Origin of the sequence: Pseudomonas sp. B2M1-30 (assembly GCF_025447575.1) — a bacterium.
In the GTDB taxonomy this organism is placed as follows: Bacteria; Pseudomonadota; Gammaproteobacteria; order Pseudomonadales; family Pseudomonadaceae; genus Aquipseudomonas; species Aquipseudomonas botevensis.
Window position 1 is genome coordinate 224,073 of record NZ_JAOEJT010000006.1, and the last position, 14,296, is coordinate 238,368.

The following is a 14,296-nucleotide window of genomic DNA, read 5'->3' on the forward strand; positions in this document are numbered from 1 at the left end:
GAAATATCACGCATGAACGTCATGTTTTCTGACGAGGAGCAAACGAAGATCATCGCGGTGTTCTCTTGTCCTCAAGATGAACGACATTACGCAAATCTCGGAGTGGTTGATCCGCAGGATCAACGCTATTTGAACTATATGTTGGAGTCGACTTCGGCCGATCCGCAATTGACCCCTTCGCAAGTAATTGCATCCGAGAGATATCGTCGAGAGGGGCTCGGCATCGTTGTCGGATCAATACCCATCGAAACAACTCGCGACAGTCAAACATTGATCGCCGGAATGGGGTTGTCGGCAGTCGTTGATCCTGAATATCGCTGCAATTTCAAGACAGCCAATGGCTTTGTCGAAATTGATGCGACTCGCATTCTCGAAATCGCCACTGCTGTGCGCAGCCATGTCCAAGCCTGCTTCGATCGCGAACTGGATTTGCTCCTAGCCCTTGAGGCGGGAACGTATCTAGATGAAATGCTCACTGTAGGTTGGCCGGCCTCGCCCCCGATCAAACCGATTACAGCGCATCAATAAACGCCCCACACCGTGGGGCGTTTTCATATCTAGCCACCCCAGCGGGTGGTTTGTATCAAACAAGGAAGAACATATGTTTTATTCACCATCCACTGGCGGTTTTTACGACCCCTCCATCCATACAGAAATGCCCAGCGATGTAGTTGAAATCTCGCGTGAGTATTGGCTTGAGCTATTGAACGGACTGTCTGTCGGCAAGATGATTGTCATGAATGAAGAGGGCTATCCGGTGCTGGTTGACCGGCCGGGACCAACGCCTGCCGAACTGGAGATGTATGAGCGCTCCTGGCGCAACATGCAACTTGCAGCCACCGATAGTGCTGTGGCCCGTTACCGTGATGAGGTGGAGCGTTGGCCCACTCTGCTGACCCCGGCGCAATACATCGAGTTGCAGACGTACCGACGCGTACTTCGTATCTGGCCTGTGGGCGGGGAGCTGCCCTTGAGCGAACACCGGCCGGCTGCGCCGGAATGGTTCGCAAGCCTGCCCGAATAAAAGCGCCCCGCATCGTCGGGGCGTTTTCTTAACCGCTGATCAGTCACTTAGCCCCGTCCTCAAAACATGGGGCTTTTTCGTCTCTGGAGAAACCCAAATGGCAACCCGCCAAACCTACACCGTGCTCGTTCCATTCCCCACCGGGGGTGGTCACTGGTCGAGCGTCGGCCAGGAACTCGATCTGCTCGATGTCGAGGCCAGTGCCTTGCACAGCGCCGGTCGACTTGAATTGAAAACATCCACCCAGGCCAAAAAGGCCGCTGCCAAGAAGGCTGACTGAACATGGCTGAGGTTCTGAACTTCGAGCACAACGGCATTACCGTCAATGCCACTGAATCCCCCGAGGCCATGGGTGGCCTGGGTGACAACGTCATCGGGCTGGTCGGCACCGCGCCGAAAGCCGATCCGCTGATTCCGCGCAACGCACCGTTCCGCATCAACAGCTTCACCACCCACGCGCTGCTGGATCCGACCGGCGCCGAGGAAGGCACCCTGTATCACGCGGTCTACCAGATCCTCAAAGTGGTCAAGGTGCCGGTGTACGTGGTGATCGTCGAGGCGGGCGCGACCCCGGCCGATACCGTCAACAACGTGATCGGCGGCATTGAGCCGGCCACTGGCCGCAAGCTCGGTCTGGCCGCACTGGGCAGCGTCCCGGAAGACCTGACCATCATCGGCGCGCCGGGTTTCACCGGCACTAAAGCGGTGGCCAGCGAGTTCGCTTCGTTCGGCAAGCGTATCAAGGCCCGTGTGGTGCTGGACGGCAAGGACGCCTCGGTCGCCGATCAGGTGACCTACAGTCAGGAACTGGGCGGTGCCGACCTCGGTTTTGACCGTTGCCTGGTGGTGCACAACATGCCGGCCGTGTACTCCAAAGCGGCGAAGAAAAACGTCTTCCTGTCGCCGTCCAGCCTGGCGATTGCCGCGCTGGCCAAGGTCAAGCAATGGGAGAGCCCGGGCAACCAGGTGACCTACGCCGAGGACGTCTCGCGGGTCGTTGAATACAACATTCTCGACACCTCCACCGAGGGCGACCTGCTCAACCGCTACGGCGTCAGCTACTACGCCCGCACCGTGCTGGGCGGCTTCTCGCTGCTAGGTAACCGCTCGATCACCGGCAAGTTCATCAGCTACGTCGGCCTCGAAGACGCGATCAGCCGCAAGCTGGTCAAGGCCGGCCAGAAAGCCATGGCCAAGAACCTGACCAAGTCCTTCATGGATCAGGAGGTCAAGCGCATCAACGACTGGCTGCAAACCCTGGTCGCCGACGAAACCATTCCTGGCGGCAGCGTGTACCTGCACCCGGAACTGAACAGCGTCGAGAAGTACAAGAACGGCACCTGGTACGTGGTCATCGACTACGGCCGTTACGCGCCGAACGAACACATGGTTTATCAACTCAACGCCCGCGATGAAATCATCGAGCAGTTCCTGGAGGACGTTCTCTAATGTTTACCAACTGCGTAAGACAGGCCATCGCGGCCACCCTGCAAGGCCTGCCGTTGTCGGCGACCGTGGAAGAATTCACTCCGCCGAAAATCGAATTCGATATGGAAGAGATGCGTGGTGGCCGTTTCATCGTCGAAGAGATGGCCAAGGGCGGCAAAGCCCTCGGCGCCAAGCTGACCCTGCAAGGTCTGGGCGCAGAAGTCATGCTCGCACTGGGTGTGAAGCTCGGCGACGACATTCTGCTGAACGTACGTGAAGCCGGTCAGGATCAGGACGGCAACACCTGGTTCACCTATCACACCGTCGGCGGCAAGCTGAAATCCCTGGAAGAAACCGCGTTGAAAATGGGTGAGAAACCCAAGACCAACCTGGAACTGTCCTGCCGCACCTACAACCGCCTGGAAAACGGCGTGCCAGTGATTGACATCGATGTGCGTACCCAGAAGTTCGTCCTCAACGGCGTCGATATCCTCGGCGATGCCCGCCGCGCGGTGCTGATGCCGTAACGCTGCAGGCAAGCCAGACACTTGACCCTGTGGGAGCGGGCTGCCCGCAAAAGCGGTGTAGCAGTCGAAACTCATCCATCTGACATGCCGCCTTCGTGAGCAAGTCCGCTCTCACATCGGGCCAGTGTGACTGGCCGATGTTTAGCAACACCCCCCAGGAATTACCAAGGAATTCATTCATGTCGTGGATGCCACCCAAGCATGATCTGTTGTCGCCGATCACCGGTGACGACGGTTCGCAGATCGAACAGATCCAGCTCAAGCCGCTGTTCTACGCCGCCCAGAAAGACGCGCTGGATCGCGCGGGCGATGACGAGGACGATCAGTTCTTCGAACTGGCGCTGCTCGCCACCGGGCTGTCGGTCAAGGAACTCGACCAGCTCAAACGCCCGGACTACGTGAGCATCGCTCAATACGTACACGAAATGTCGACTCGTCCGGCGTCTTACTTTCTCGAGCAGGTTGAAGACGCAGAGCGTTCGGACGATCCCGATCAGGTGCAACTGCTGCAGCCGCTCGCCGTGACCGGTCGCACGCTCACTTCGCTGAGCCTGGAAATGCCGGTGCTGCGTGCCACCAAAGTGATGAAGAAACTGAAAACGGCCAAGGAACGCGCCGAGTTCATCACCGCCCACTGCACCGGCCTGATGATCCCCGATCTGGCCCTGTTGAGCGTCCCGGACTGGACCCAGCTACAGGTGCGCATCGACGATTTTTTAAACCAGCCGGCGGCCTACTTTCGGAACGCGACATCGAAGTAATCCTCGATATCGTGCCGCTCATTTACCCGGTAAGTGAGGCGGAAATTCTGGAATGGGACGCCGAAAAGGCGTTGCGCCGCTACGACATAGCGATCACTCGCCTTGGCGTGAAAAAGGAGTAGAGCGGCATGGCAGAGACAAAGTATGGGCTCATGCTGAGCACCATGAGCGGCAGCGCCGGATTCAGCGACACTGGCCTGGTCGGTGGACTGTCAGGGGCCGACGTACTCGCAAAGCCGCTGGCGGAGTTGACGCTGACGCTGGTGACCACTAGCCAGGACATCCGTCTGCTGATCAAGGAACAGGTCAAGCTTCGCGAGGTATTGGCATCCCAGCAGTCGCTTTTCAGGTCCGGCGCACCGGTACCGGCCTCCGTCGCCGCACCGGTCAGTGAGCCGAAGTCGAAACTTACGGCCGAAGTCGAGCAACGGCCCCCTCCCGGTTACTTACAGTCGCGCATGGCGCTGGACTCGGCGATGTCGCAGTTGCGGCAAATCCCGGGTCTGGGCAGCGATCTCAACGCCATGTCGGTCGCCAACCTGCAAATGGCCACTGACAAGCGAGTCGCCAAGAGTGGGGCAACGGCCGTGGATCTGGCGCAAGTCGAATATTCGGCGGCCACATCCGGTATCGGTGCTGGTCTCAAGGAGAAAGACCAGCAACAGGCGCTGCTGGATTTTGCCCGTGACGCGGCCATCAATGCCTCGGCCTTCGGGATTGGCCTGAAGGCTTCGGCGGAAATGCTGACCGCCTGGCGAACTTCGCTGAAGCTGGACCGCAACCAGGGCCAGCACCTGGCGGACGCTACTTATCTTCTGGGCAACAGCGGTCTTAAAGCGACGGCAGCGGATATCGGCTCCGTGGTTCAGCAATCCGGCGAATCTGCGAAGGCAGCCGGTATTGCACCTGAGCAGACCGCAGCCCTTTCGGCCGCATTACTCAATGCCGACATGGACAAGTCCGGTGCCGGTGCCACGGTAAAGAATATCAGCGGGGCACTGGCCAAAGGCACAAATGGCTCGACTGCCGAGCAGTCGGCCTGGAAGTCGCTGGGACTTGATCCCGGCAAGTTGACTGAAAACGTGCCGGACAACCTGGTCAAGGCGCTGGAGGCACTCAAGCAGCAACCGGTAGAACGACAGTCCGCCCTCATCAAGACACTGTTCAACGGTGATGAGGGTGTACGCAAGCTGCTGGACAAGCCCGACGATCTGAAGAAAGCGTTTTCGCTGGTGGGCGTCGGCAAGCTCGAGGGCTCGTCGACGCCGGTACCCGGAGAATCAGCACGGCGTAACCTCAAGTCGCTGGTCAGCGGTGATGGCGGGGGAAGACAGTGGCTGGAGAAGGCCGAAGATCCACAGAAACCGTTGTCGCTGCTCAAGCCTTCAGCCGCAATGGACCCGTTGACACCCGCCTACAGCGGGTCGATTGATCGCGCCGCCAACACTGCAGCCAATGATCCTCAGCGAAGCTGGAATGTGCTCGACGCAAGCATCAATCGGCTGATAACCGCACTGATGCCGGATCCGACCGGCGCTGTGGATTCGCTGGCCGGGGCTGTCAATGGAATGGCCGAAATGGCCGAGTCCAACCCCAAGACATCAGCGGGGCTGGCCGTTGCGGCGGCTGGGCTCATGGCGATCGTGACGGCCGTGCTTGGCAAGGCATTCGATAACTTCGCTGGCAGGCTGGTGAAGTCGGCAGCGGCTAAATTGCCGAGGGGACTCGGCAAGTGGATCACAGAGGATGATCCTCCAAAAAGCGATGCTGGCACGACTCCTGAAGATCCGACGTCTGCCAAACCTTCCAGGAAGACGTCCGGCCAGAAACCGTCTTCCGAACAGAAGGGGGCAAGGCTGAAACCGCGTTGGGTCGATATCAAGTCCGGGTCCAGACGCAGGCGTGCCCGTCTGCCCCGGAGTGATCGTGCTGATGTCGTCGCGCAGAGCCCCGTTGTCAGCGAGCCGTTTGAGTGGCCCGCGACCATGACGGCATTTGCCGGATCATCGCGCGTCAGTTCGCCGCCCGCAGCACCGTTGTCCGGCTCCGTCGCCAAGGCTGGCGCGTTGCTGGCCAAAAAGGCGCCGCCGCTGCGCCTGCTCAGCGCCGGTTATGAAATGGTCACTGGCGTCATGCAGGGCGATACCCGCTCGGTTGTGTCATCCGGCGCTTCGCTGGCCGGATCCTCCGCCGGTGCCGCTATCGGGGCCGCGTTGGGCACCTTAATTCTGCCGGGTGTGGGCACCATGATCGGTGGCTGGCTCGGGAGCATGGCCGGAGGGGAGATCGGTGCATCACTGGGCGACAAACTGGGAAATCAGGTTGACCGACTCAGCTCGCCTGCACAGGTCAGCAAAGACCTGATCGCCACCTCAAGCCCGACGCCTGTTTCCTCGCAAGCCAACAGCCAGCCGGTCACGTTCAACTCGACGATTCAGATCCAGGGGCAGGATCTGGCGAGTGCCCAGGCCCTGGCGAATCTGGTCGTACAAACGACGATGGCGCAATTGGGGCAGGTCATGCCAACCAACGCCCTCGCCACCCGCCGCGACGCAGCCCTCACCGACGGAGTCGCCACATGAAACAACAAATGGCACTGGGCAGTTTCATCTTCGGCCTGTCCCGGGATTTCGCCTACAGCACGCTGGGGCGCAAGTCCGAGGGCGGCTGGATCGAATTGCAGATACTCAACAGCAAACCCAAGTCCCACCAACTCGGCCAGAAAGCGGAAACCCTGACCATCACCGGCAAGTCGATGTACGCCGTAGCAATGGCCCGGCTCGATGAGTTGCGCGCGTTGCAGGCCCAGCGCACACCGCTGCCATTAATTGACGGCATCGGTCGCAACTGGGGCCTGTGGCGGATCAACAACATCCAGGAAACCCAGAGCCAGGTCATCGACGATGGCACGGCGATGGTGATCGACTGGACCCTCGAACTGGCGGAGTTCAACAATGCGTAAGGTACGAAGCCTGGCCGGTGATTCGGTCAATCTGCTGCTCTACCGCGAGTCGGGTCGCAGCGACGATCAGGTCGAAGAGGCGTTGTGGAAACTCAATCCGACCCTGGCCGAACACGGCCCGGTCCTGCCGGCGGGTATCTGGGTGACGCTGCCGGAACTCGACAGCAAACCCGCCGCGATCACCCCGGTCAGGGCCTGGGATTAAGGAGGCAGCATGGCACAGGGATACACGCCGGCCATCGAGATTTACGGGGCCAATGCGACCCTGCTCAATCAGCGTCTGATCAGTTGGAGTCACATCGATGCCGCCGGGCTGGAATCCGATCAACTGACGCTGGTGATTGATCTGGAGGGTCTTGAGGGGTTGCCGACCCTGGGCGGGATGATCGGTCTGCGGGTCGGCTATCTGGAGTCCAGACTGGTCGACAAGGGCCAGTTCAAGGTGACGCGTCTGACACCGACGCTGTTCCCTTTGAGCCTCACGCTGGTCGCCACCGCAGCGCCTTTCAGCGCCAAGGACGAGACCGGATTCAAGCAGCGGCGCACGGCCAGCCATGGCCCGACCACGCTCGGCGGGCTGTTTCGCGAGCTGGTGTCGCGGCATGGATTTTCGCCACGCGTCGACCCCGAGCTGGCGCTGATCAGAATTGCCCACGTCGATCAGTCGAATGAAACCGACATGGGCTTTATCACACGACTGGCGAGCAAGTACGACGCGGTCGCCAAACCGTTCAACGAACTGTATGTGCTGGCGAAGCCGGCGCAGGTCAAATCGCTGTCGGGTCAGGTGCTGCCGGACGTCAGGTTGTCGGTCACTCGCAACAATCGACCGGGCGATCACGCCTTCATCAGCGCCACCCTGGAGGAAACCGCCCGCACACAGAATCAGGGTTGCAAAACCTGCTTCTGGGACGCTGCCGCCGGGTTGCTCAAGGAAGTGATTACCGGCTCCGAGCCGTACAAGGTCATTCGTCAGAGGCAGGCAAGCGAAGAGGAAGCCAAAGCCATCGGTGAAGCCGAAGTGCGCAAGATGCTGCGCGAGAAATACAAGCTGAAGATCACCTGCCCGGGCGATCCGTTGCTGGTTGCCGAAGGTCTGCTGGTGCTCGATGACAGCTGGCCGGATTTCATGCGCGGTCGCTGGTCGATCGAAAAGGTCACCGCCAGCGGCAAGCGCGAGGAAAGCTACCGCTGTCTGATCGAAGCGAGCGGCCTGGACCCCAAGGCAGCCTCCAAGGACTGACTCACAGCCCTTTGTAAGAGCGGGCTTGCCCGCGAATTCGACATGTCGGCTTGCCCACACGTCGGGTGTGCCGACCCCTCGCGGGCAGCCTGCTCCCACAGGGCTACGCCTGTTTCTCTTATTTTCTGGAACGCCCCCCATGAAGATCACCCCGATCCTCACGCAGTTGCGTGCGCAATGCCAAAGCCTGGCCAACCACATTGCCGTGGGGGTCGATCTGGCGCTGTTGCAAGGCAACCCGGATCTGCCGATGCCCTCGGCCCATGTCATCCCGCTGGCCGATCAGGCCAGCACCAGCACCGCCCAAAACCTCACCCGCCAACCGATCCGCGACCGCTTCGACATCATCCTGGTGCTCGACGCCACGGATGCCACAAAAGCGCTGGATCTGTTGCACGACCTGCGCGCTGAACTGTGGCGTGCGCTGGTGGGGTTCAAGCCGGGCAGCGACTACAGCGCGGTCGTCTATGACGGCGGCGAAATGGTCTCGATCAACAGCAGCCGCGTCCTGTACCGGCTGCGCTTTTTTGCCGAGTTCCAGCTCGGTCGCAATCTGCCAAGTCAGCCTGCGGAGAGTTGGCACGAACGTGAACTGGACGCTCTGTCGTCCTTTACCGGGGTCACCGTGCGGGTCGATGCGATCGATCCGGCCGACCCCAACCTCAAACGCCCAGGCCCCGACGGGCGCCTGGAAATGACTTTCTCTGGAGACGTAACCCCATGAGCAACCGCATCACCGTAGTGCCGGCCGCAGGCCGTGCCGTGCCGGACCCGGAGGCGGGCGATCTGCTGCCTCTCGAAGGTCGCGAAGTGCTGGACAGCGCCTGGTGGCGCCGGCGTCTGGCCGACGGCGATATCACCCTCAAAACCGCAAAAGTCAAAGCACAGGGAGCCAAATAATGGCGATCGGATTCAGCAACATCCCCGCGGACATTCGTGTACCGCTGTTCTATGCCGAAATGGACAACTCGGCCGCCAATAGCGCGACGTCGAGCATGCGTCGCCTGATCGTGGCTCAGGTCAACGACAACATCGCGCCGACTGAAGTCGGCAAACTGGTGCTGGTCTCCAGCGTCGCACTGGCAAAAAGCATCGGTGGCCAGGGCTCGATGCTCGCCTCGATGTACGAAACCTTCCGCAAGGCCGACCCGATCGGCGAGATCTGGTGCCTGCCGCTGCACAACACCGAAGGTAGCGTCGCCAAAGGCGTGCTGACCCTGACCGGCACCGCCACTCAGGCCGGCCTGCTGAACCTGTATGTCGGCGGTGTCCGCGTCCAGGCCACCGTGGTCAACGGTGCCACCGCTGCCCAGGCGGCGACTGCCCTGGCGCAGAAAATCAACGCCAGCGCCGATCTGCCGGTGAGCGCTGCGGCCGCCGAAGGCGTGGTTACTCTGAACGCCAAATGGACCGGCGACAGCGGCAACGACATCAGCCTGCAATTCAACCGCCTGGGCAAGAGCAACGGCGAAGAAACCCCGGCCGGCCTGACCACTGCAATCACTGCCATGACGGGCGGCGTGGGCGTGCCGGATCAGGTCGCAGCCGTCGCTGCGCTGGGTGACGAGCCGTTCGAGTTCATCGCACTGCCGTGGTCGGATCTGAGCACCCTCAACACCTGGCAAGCGGTGATGGACGACAGCACCGGTCGCTGGTCGTGGGCCAAGCAACTGTTCGGTCACGTCTACAGCGCCAAGCGCGGCACCGTCGGCACGCTGGTGGCGGCCGGTCAGGCGCGCAACGACCAGCACATGACCATCCAGGCGCTGGAGCCGGGTGTTCCGCAACCGGTGTGGGTACAGACCGCCGCACTGGCGGCGCGCACGTCGGTGTTCATCTCCGCCGACGCCAGCCGTCCGACCCAGAGCGGCAGCCTGCCGGGTGTCGATCCGGCGCCGGCGAGCGAGCGTTTCACCCTGACCGAGCGTCAGTCGCTGCTCAACTACGGCATCGCCACCGCGTACTACGAAGGCGGCTACGTGCGCATCCAGCGTTCGATCACCACCTATCAGAAGAACGCTTACGGCCAGGCTGACAACTCCTACCTGGACAGCGAAACCATGCACCAGTCGGCGTACATCGTGCGTCGCCTGCAAAGCGTGATCACCAGCAAGTACGGCCGGCACAAACTGGCCTCCGACGGCACCCGTTTCGGCGCCGGCCAGCCGATCGTCACCCCGGCCACCATTCGCGGTGAGCTGATCGCCCAGTACGCCAAGCTGGAACTGGAAGGTCATGTGGAGAACGCCGAGCTGTTCGCCGAGCACCTGATCGTCGAGCGCGACGTGCAGGACCCGAGCCGCGTGAACGTGCTGTTCCCGCCGGATTACATCAACGGTCTGCGCGTGTTCGCACTGCTCAACCAGTTCCGTCTGCAGTACGACGACGCAGCCTGAAAGCTGCTTCTGACTGCTTGATTCCAGCCCACCTCGCGTGGGCTTTTTATTTGAAGGGAGTAACACCATGGGTCAACTGATTGCAGGCACCTGCTACGTCAAAGTGGACGGCGCGCAACTGACCATCAACGGCGGCTGCGAAGCGCCGCTGATGGCCGTCAAACGAGAAACCGTCGTACCGGGTTTCTACAAGGAAACCGACATCGCGCCATCGTTCAAGGTGACCGCGCTGCACACCGCCGACTTCCCGCTGAAGAAGCTGATCGAAGGCACCGACATCACCGTCACCTGCGAATTCAGCAACGGCAAGGTCTACGTGCTGGCCGGTGCCTACCTGGTCGAAGAGCCGGTTTCCAAGGGCGATGACGCCACCATCGAACTGAAATTCGAAGGCATCAAGGGGACCTGGCAATGAGCGGCGCCGTGAAGCTTCAGGTTGCGATCGAAGCTCACGGCGAGCCCCTGACCGAACTCGTCCTGCGCCGTCCGACGGTGCAGGAAGTGCGAGCGATCAAGGCGCTGCCGTACAAGATCGACAAGAGCGAAGAGGTCAGCCTCGACATGGACGTCGCGGCCAAGTACATCGCCGTGTGCGCCGGCATTCCGCCGTCGTCGGTCAACCAGCTGGATCTGGCTGACCTCAACGCGCTGAGCTGGGCCGTTGCGAGTTTTTTCATGAGTGCGGCGTCGGAGCCATCACCGACCTGATCGCAGTCGCCTATGACCTGGCCTGGTTCTGGAAGGTTGACCCCGAACAGATGATGGCCAGGCCACTGGATGTGCTCCGCGAATCGCTGGAGCACGCGCAACGGATCAATGCGATGCAGCAGGTGCAGTGATGGCAGACGAAGACAAAGCAAAACCGGTGCTGATCACGGGCATCGATGAACTGTCACCCAAGCTCGGCGCTCTTTCGAAGAAGGTCGAGAGTTTCAAGAAAAACCTCGAACAGGCCGGTCTGGGCAAGATCGACATCAGTGGCCTGTTCAAGGGCGGCAGCGTGGTCACGCCGTTCGTGGAGGGGATCAAGTCGGCGGCGGCGTTTCAGGGCAAGCTGGCCGAGGTCAGTGAGTCGGCAAAAGCCGTCGACCTGCCCGAAACACCGAAAGCCGCCGCGCAAAACCTCAACGTGTTCAGTGACGCCATGGCGAAAGTCTCGACGGCGGTGGACGCGGCACTGGTGCCTGCCGTCGGGGCGCTGGTGGTGGGTCTGGAGCCCATGCTGACTCAGGTCGGCAGTCTGCTCGCCGACAACCCGAAACTGGTTGAGGGACTGGCGGCTGGCGCCATTGCGTTCTCGGCCATGCAGACCGCCATCACCGGCGCGACACAAGTCATGGACGTGATGAGCATGGTGCTCAAGACCAACCCGATCATGCTGATCGCCATGGGCATTGCCGTGGCGGCCGGTCTGATCATCGCCAACTGGACACCGATTTCCGCATTCTTCACGGGCCTGTGGCAAGGCGTGAAAGATGCAGCGACCGACGCCATGGCGAGGCTGCGCTCGGTGCTCGATTGGCGCCCGCTGCAAGCGCTGGCGGCACTGTGGCAACCGGTCGCCGGGTTCTTCTCGGGTATCTGGGACAAGGTCAAAGCGGTCACCGCACCGGTGATCGATTTCTTCAAATCGGTGTTCTCGTGGACACCGGCCGGCATGATCCTGGAGAACTGGGCGCCCCTGACCGGATTGTTCTCGGCGATCTGGGAATTGCTCAAGGCGCTGAGCGTGCCGCTGATGTCGTTCCTCAAAGGGCTGTTCGACTGGACGCCACTGGGTATGGTCATCAAGAACTGGGGCGCGATCAGCGGCTTCTTCGCGTCGATCTGGGCCACCCTGCAACCGGCGGCGCAAGCCATCAAGGGCTTCCTGGCCAAACTGTTCGACTTCTCGCCGATGCAGATGATCGTCAGTGCCTGGGGCGCGGTGGTCACGTTTTTCGAGCCGATGTGGGCGCAGTTGCAAGCGGCGGGGCAAGTGGTCAAAGACTTCTTCGGCACGCTGTTCGACTATTCCCCGCTGGGGATGATCGTCAACAACTGGGGCAGTATCGTCACGTTCTTCGAGCCAATCTGGGCCGCGCTGCAAACCTCGGCGCAGCAGGTCAAAAGCTTCTTTCGGAGTCTGTTCGAATGGTCGCCGCTGGAACAGATCGCGATGTACTGGCAGCCGATCAGCGAAGTGTTTTCGGCGCTGTGGGGCGTGGTGCAGGCGCTGGCCGCGCCAGTGCTGGAGTTCCTGCACAACATGTTCGAGTGGACACCGTTGGGGCAGATCATCAAGAACTGGGGGCCGATTACCGAGTGGTTCGGCGAGTTGTGGCAGAAGCTGCAAACCGTGATTGCGCCGATCAAGGAACTGTTCGACGGTGGTTTCGCCGGTCTGATCGCCAAGGTCACCGGCAAGGTCGAAACGTTGACCCAGGCGCAGCGCCAGACCAATGCCGAAGGCAAGGGTGAACTGGCGCCGGCGTTCTTTGGTGCAAGCCAGGCACCGGCGGCGAATGGCACGTTGCAGGGCGGCTCCCTGCCGCAAACCTCCAGCAACCTGATCCAGCAAAGCGCCGCCAACAACCGGACGCAACTCGAAGGCGGCCTGACCGTGCGCTTCGAAAATGCGCCGGCCGGGCTGCGTACCGAACAACCGCAAACCAACCAGCCGGGCCTGGCCGTGTCGTCGCGCATCGGCTATCGCTCGCTGTCCATGGGAGGTGCTCAATGAGCTGGCGTGATCGTTTGGTGCCGGCATCGTTTCGCGGTGTCGGTTTTTGGGTCGACCAGGCGAAAACCCCGGTCGGCCGCAAAGGTCAGTTGCATGAGTATCCGCAACGCGACCTGCCATTTTTCGAGGATCTCGGCCAGCAGGCCAAGACCCACGACCTGACGGCGTTTATCGTCGGCCCCGATTGCCTGGAGCAGCGCGACAAGCTGCTCAAGGCACTGGAGCAGGGCAGCGGCGAACTGGCGCATCCGTGGCTCGGCCGCTTGCAGGTCAAGGTCGGCGAGTGCGACATGACCCACACTCGCCAGGACGGCGGGCTGGTCACGTTCACGCTGAAATTCTACCCCGACCTGCCGTTGCCGTTCCCGACCGCCACTGTCAGCACCCAGAAAGTGCTGCTGGCCAAGGCTGATACCTTGCTCGGGTCGGCGGTGGCGCGTTTCGAGCAGGCGATGACCCTGATCAAGGCTGCGCGCATTGGCATTGCCAATCTGCGCAACAGCCTCACCGGGGTTTATGAGGTGATCAAGGAGCAGTTACAGCCGCTGATCGACCAGTACCGGGAAATCACCGAACTGGTCAAAGCGGTCAAGGAACTGCCCAAGGAAGTGGCGGCGGAGTTCAAGGGTTTGCTTGGTGATATCAAGGAGCTCAAGGCCTTCGCGAAGGAGGGTTACCGTGGCGTGATTGCCGACGTGTCCCAACAACTCGAAGCGATCCGCAAGGCCGATGCACCGAAGATCACCACCGGCACCGACACCAACGCGGCGGCGCAGGCGGTGGCCAATCTGGTGCAGGACACCCTGATCGTCAAAGTGGCGCAGTGGGTCGGCTCGATGCCGGTGGCGACCAGACCGGTCAAGCTGACATCGACCACCACCGTCGCCCAGCAGGCGGATAAACCCGTTGTGCGCGCAGAGGTGCCGGTCAACGATGACATCACCCATTTGCTCAAACAGGTGGAAGAGGTGCTCCAGGGGGCGGAATACAAGGCCGATCCCGCGCACTATCAAGCCATTGCCGATGTGAAGGACGCGATTGGCGCGCACCTCAAGGCGGTTGCCTCGTCTGGTGTGCGGCTGATCAGCAAGTCGTTTCAGGAGAGTTTTCCGGCCGTGGTGGTGGCGTACAAACAGTTTGCCGATGCCACGCGGGTCAATGAAGTGACGCAGCGCAACGGCATCAACCATCCCGGGTTCTCGCCCAATGATGTGAAAGTCTCAAGGGAGTGAG

At 61.2% G+C, this 14,296-nt stretch carries 17 protein-coding genes; all 17 read left to right on the plus strand.

The annotated features are described in order from the left end of the window. Positions 1–12 precede the first annotated feature (12 nt). Positions 13–528, plus strand: coding sequence for a DUF4376 domain-containing protein (locus tag N8H74_RS14695; RefSeq protein ID WP_262148389.1), 516 nt, complete (start codon positions 13–15; stop codon positions 526–528). A gap of 73 nt (positions 529–601) precedes the next feature. Next, positions 602–1,024 carry a phage tail protein gene (locus N8H74_RS14700; RefSeq protein ID WP_262148390.1) on the plus strand — a complete coding sequence of 141 codons (423 nt, stop codon included), beginning with the start codon at positions 602–604 and terminating at the stop codon, positions 1,022–1,024. A gap of 97 nt (positions 1,025–1,121) precedes the next feature. After that, positions 1,122–1,304, plus strand: coding sequence for a hypothetical protein (locus N8H74_RS14705; RefSeq protein ID WP_217832606.1), 183 nt, complete (start codon positions 1,122–1,124; stop codon positions 1,302–1,304). 2 nt (positions 1,305–1,306) lie between these two features. Then, the gene (locus tag N8H74_RS14710) at positions 1,307–2,473 is read left to right on the plus strand and encodes a phage tail protein (protein ID WP_217832605.1); all 1,167 of its coding nucleotides are present in this window, start codon (positions 1,307–1,309) and stop codon (positions 2,471–2,473) included. Next, positions 2,473–2,979 carry a phage major tail tube protein gene (locus N8H74_RS14715; RefSeq protein WP_262148392.1) on the plus strand — a complete coding sequence of 169 codons (507 nt, stop codon included), beginning with the start codon at positions 2,473–2,475 and terminating at the stop codon, positions 2,977–2,979. Before N8H74_RS14710 ends, N8H74_RS14715 begins: the two co-directional genes overlap by 1 nt. 179 nt (positions 2,980–3,158) lie before the next feature. Continuing rightward, positions 3,159–3,740 (plus strand): phage tail assembly protein, encoded by a 582-nt coding sequence (locus tag N8H74_RS14720; protein WP_217832603.1) that lies wholly within the window; start codon positions 3,159–3,161, stop codon positions 3,738–3,740. Between the two features lie 128 nt (positions 3,741–3,868). Further along, entirely contained in the window at positions 3,869–6,322 is a 2,454-nt protein-coding gene (locus N8H74_RS14725) for a phage tail tape measure protein (RefSeq protein ID WP_262148395.1), read from the plus strand. After that, positions 6,319–6,702, plus strand: a complete 384-nt coding sequence (locus tag N8H74_RS14730) for a phage tail protein (RefSeq protein ID WP_262148398.1) — start codon at positions 6,319–6,321, stop codon at positions 6,700–6,702. Before N8H74_RS14725 ends, N8H74_RS14730 begins: the two co-directional genes overlap by 4 nt. Continuing rightward, a complete protein-coding gene (locus N8H74_RS14735; protein ID WP_262148402.1) occupies positions 6,695–6,907 on the plus strand; it encodes a tail protein X in 213 nt (70 codons plus the stop codon). Before N8H74_RS14730 ends, N8H74_RS14735 begins: the two co-directional genes overlap by 8 nt. Positions 6,908–6,916: 9 nt before the next feature. Beyond that, positions 6,917–7,945: a phage late control D family protein gene (locus N8H74_RS14740; RefSeq protein WP_217832599.1), complete on the plus strand. Its 1,029-nt coding sequence runs from the start codon at positions 6,917–6,919 to the stop codon at positions 7,943–7,945. Positions 7,946–8,084: 139 nt separating this feature from the next. Beyond that, positions 8,085–8,669, plus strand: coding sequence for a hypothetical protein (locus N8H74_RS14745; RefSeq protein ID WP_262148404.1), 585 nt, complete (start codon positions 8,085–8,087; stop codon positions 8,667–8,669). Then, on the plus strand, positions 8,666–8,845 hold the full coding sequence (locus N8H74_RS14750) for a DUF2635 domain-containing protein (RefSeq protein ID WP_262148406.1): 180 nt from the start codon (positions 8,666–8,668) through the stop codon (positions 8,843–8,845). The genes N8H74_RS14745 and N8H74_RS14750 overlap by 4 nt, the downstream gene beginning before the upstream one ends. Then, the gene (locus N8H74_RS14755) at positions 8,845–10,341 is read left to right on the plus strand and encodes a phage tail sheath subtilisin-like domain-containing protein (protein WP_262148408.1); all 1,497 of its coding nucleotides are present in this window, start codon (positions 8,845–8,847) and stop codon (positions 10,339–10,341) included. The genes N8H74_RS14750 and N8H74_RS14755 overlap by 1 nt, the downstream gene beginning before the upstream one ends. 67 nt (positions 10,342–10,408) lie before the next feature. After that, entirely contained in the window at positions 10,409–10,756 is a 348-nt protein-coding gene (locus N8H74_RS14760) for a phage tail tube protein (protein WP_007908779.1), read from the plus strand. Beyond that, positions 10,753–11,049 (plus strand): phage tail assembly protein, encoded by a 297-nt coding sequence (locus N8H74_RS14765; RefSeq protein ID WP_003222226.1) that lies wholly within the window; start codon positions 10,753–10,755, stop codon positions 11,047–11,049. Before N8H74_RS14760 ends, N8H74_RS14765 begins: the two co-directional genes overlap by 4 nt. Before the next feature lie 130 nt (positions 11,050–11,179). Next, positions 11,180–13,063, plus strand: coding sequence for a phage tail protein (locus N8H74_RS14770; RefSeq protein WP_262148410.1), 1,884 nt, complete (start codon positions 11,180–11,182; stop codon positions 13,061–13,063). Then, complete coding sequence (locus N8H74_RS14775) at positions 13,060–14,295, plus strand: DNA circularization N-terminal domain-containing protein (protein WP_217832594.1); 1,236 nt, start codon at positions 13,060–13,062, stop codon at positions 14,293–14,295. The genes N8H74_RS14770 and N8H74_RS14775 overlap by 4 nt, the downstream gene beginning before the upstream one ends. The last annotated feature ends 1 nt before the right edge of the window (position 14,296 follow it).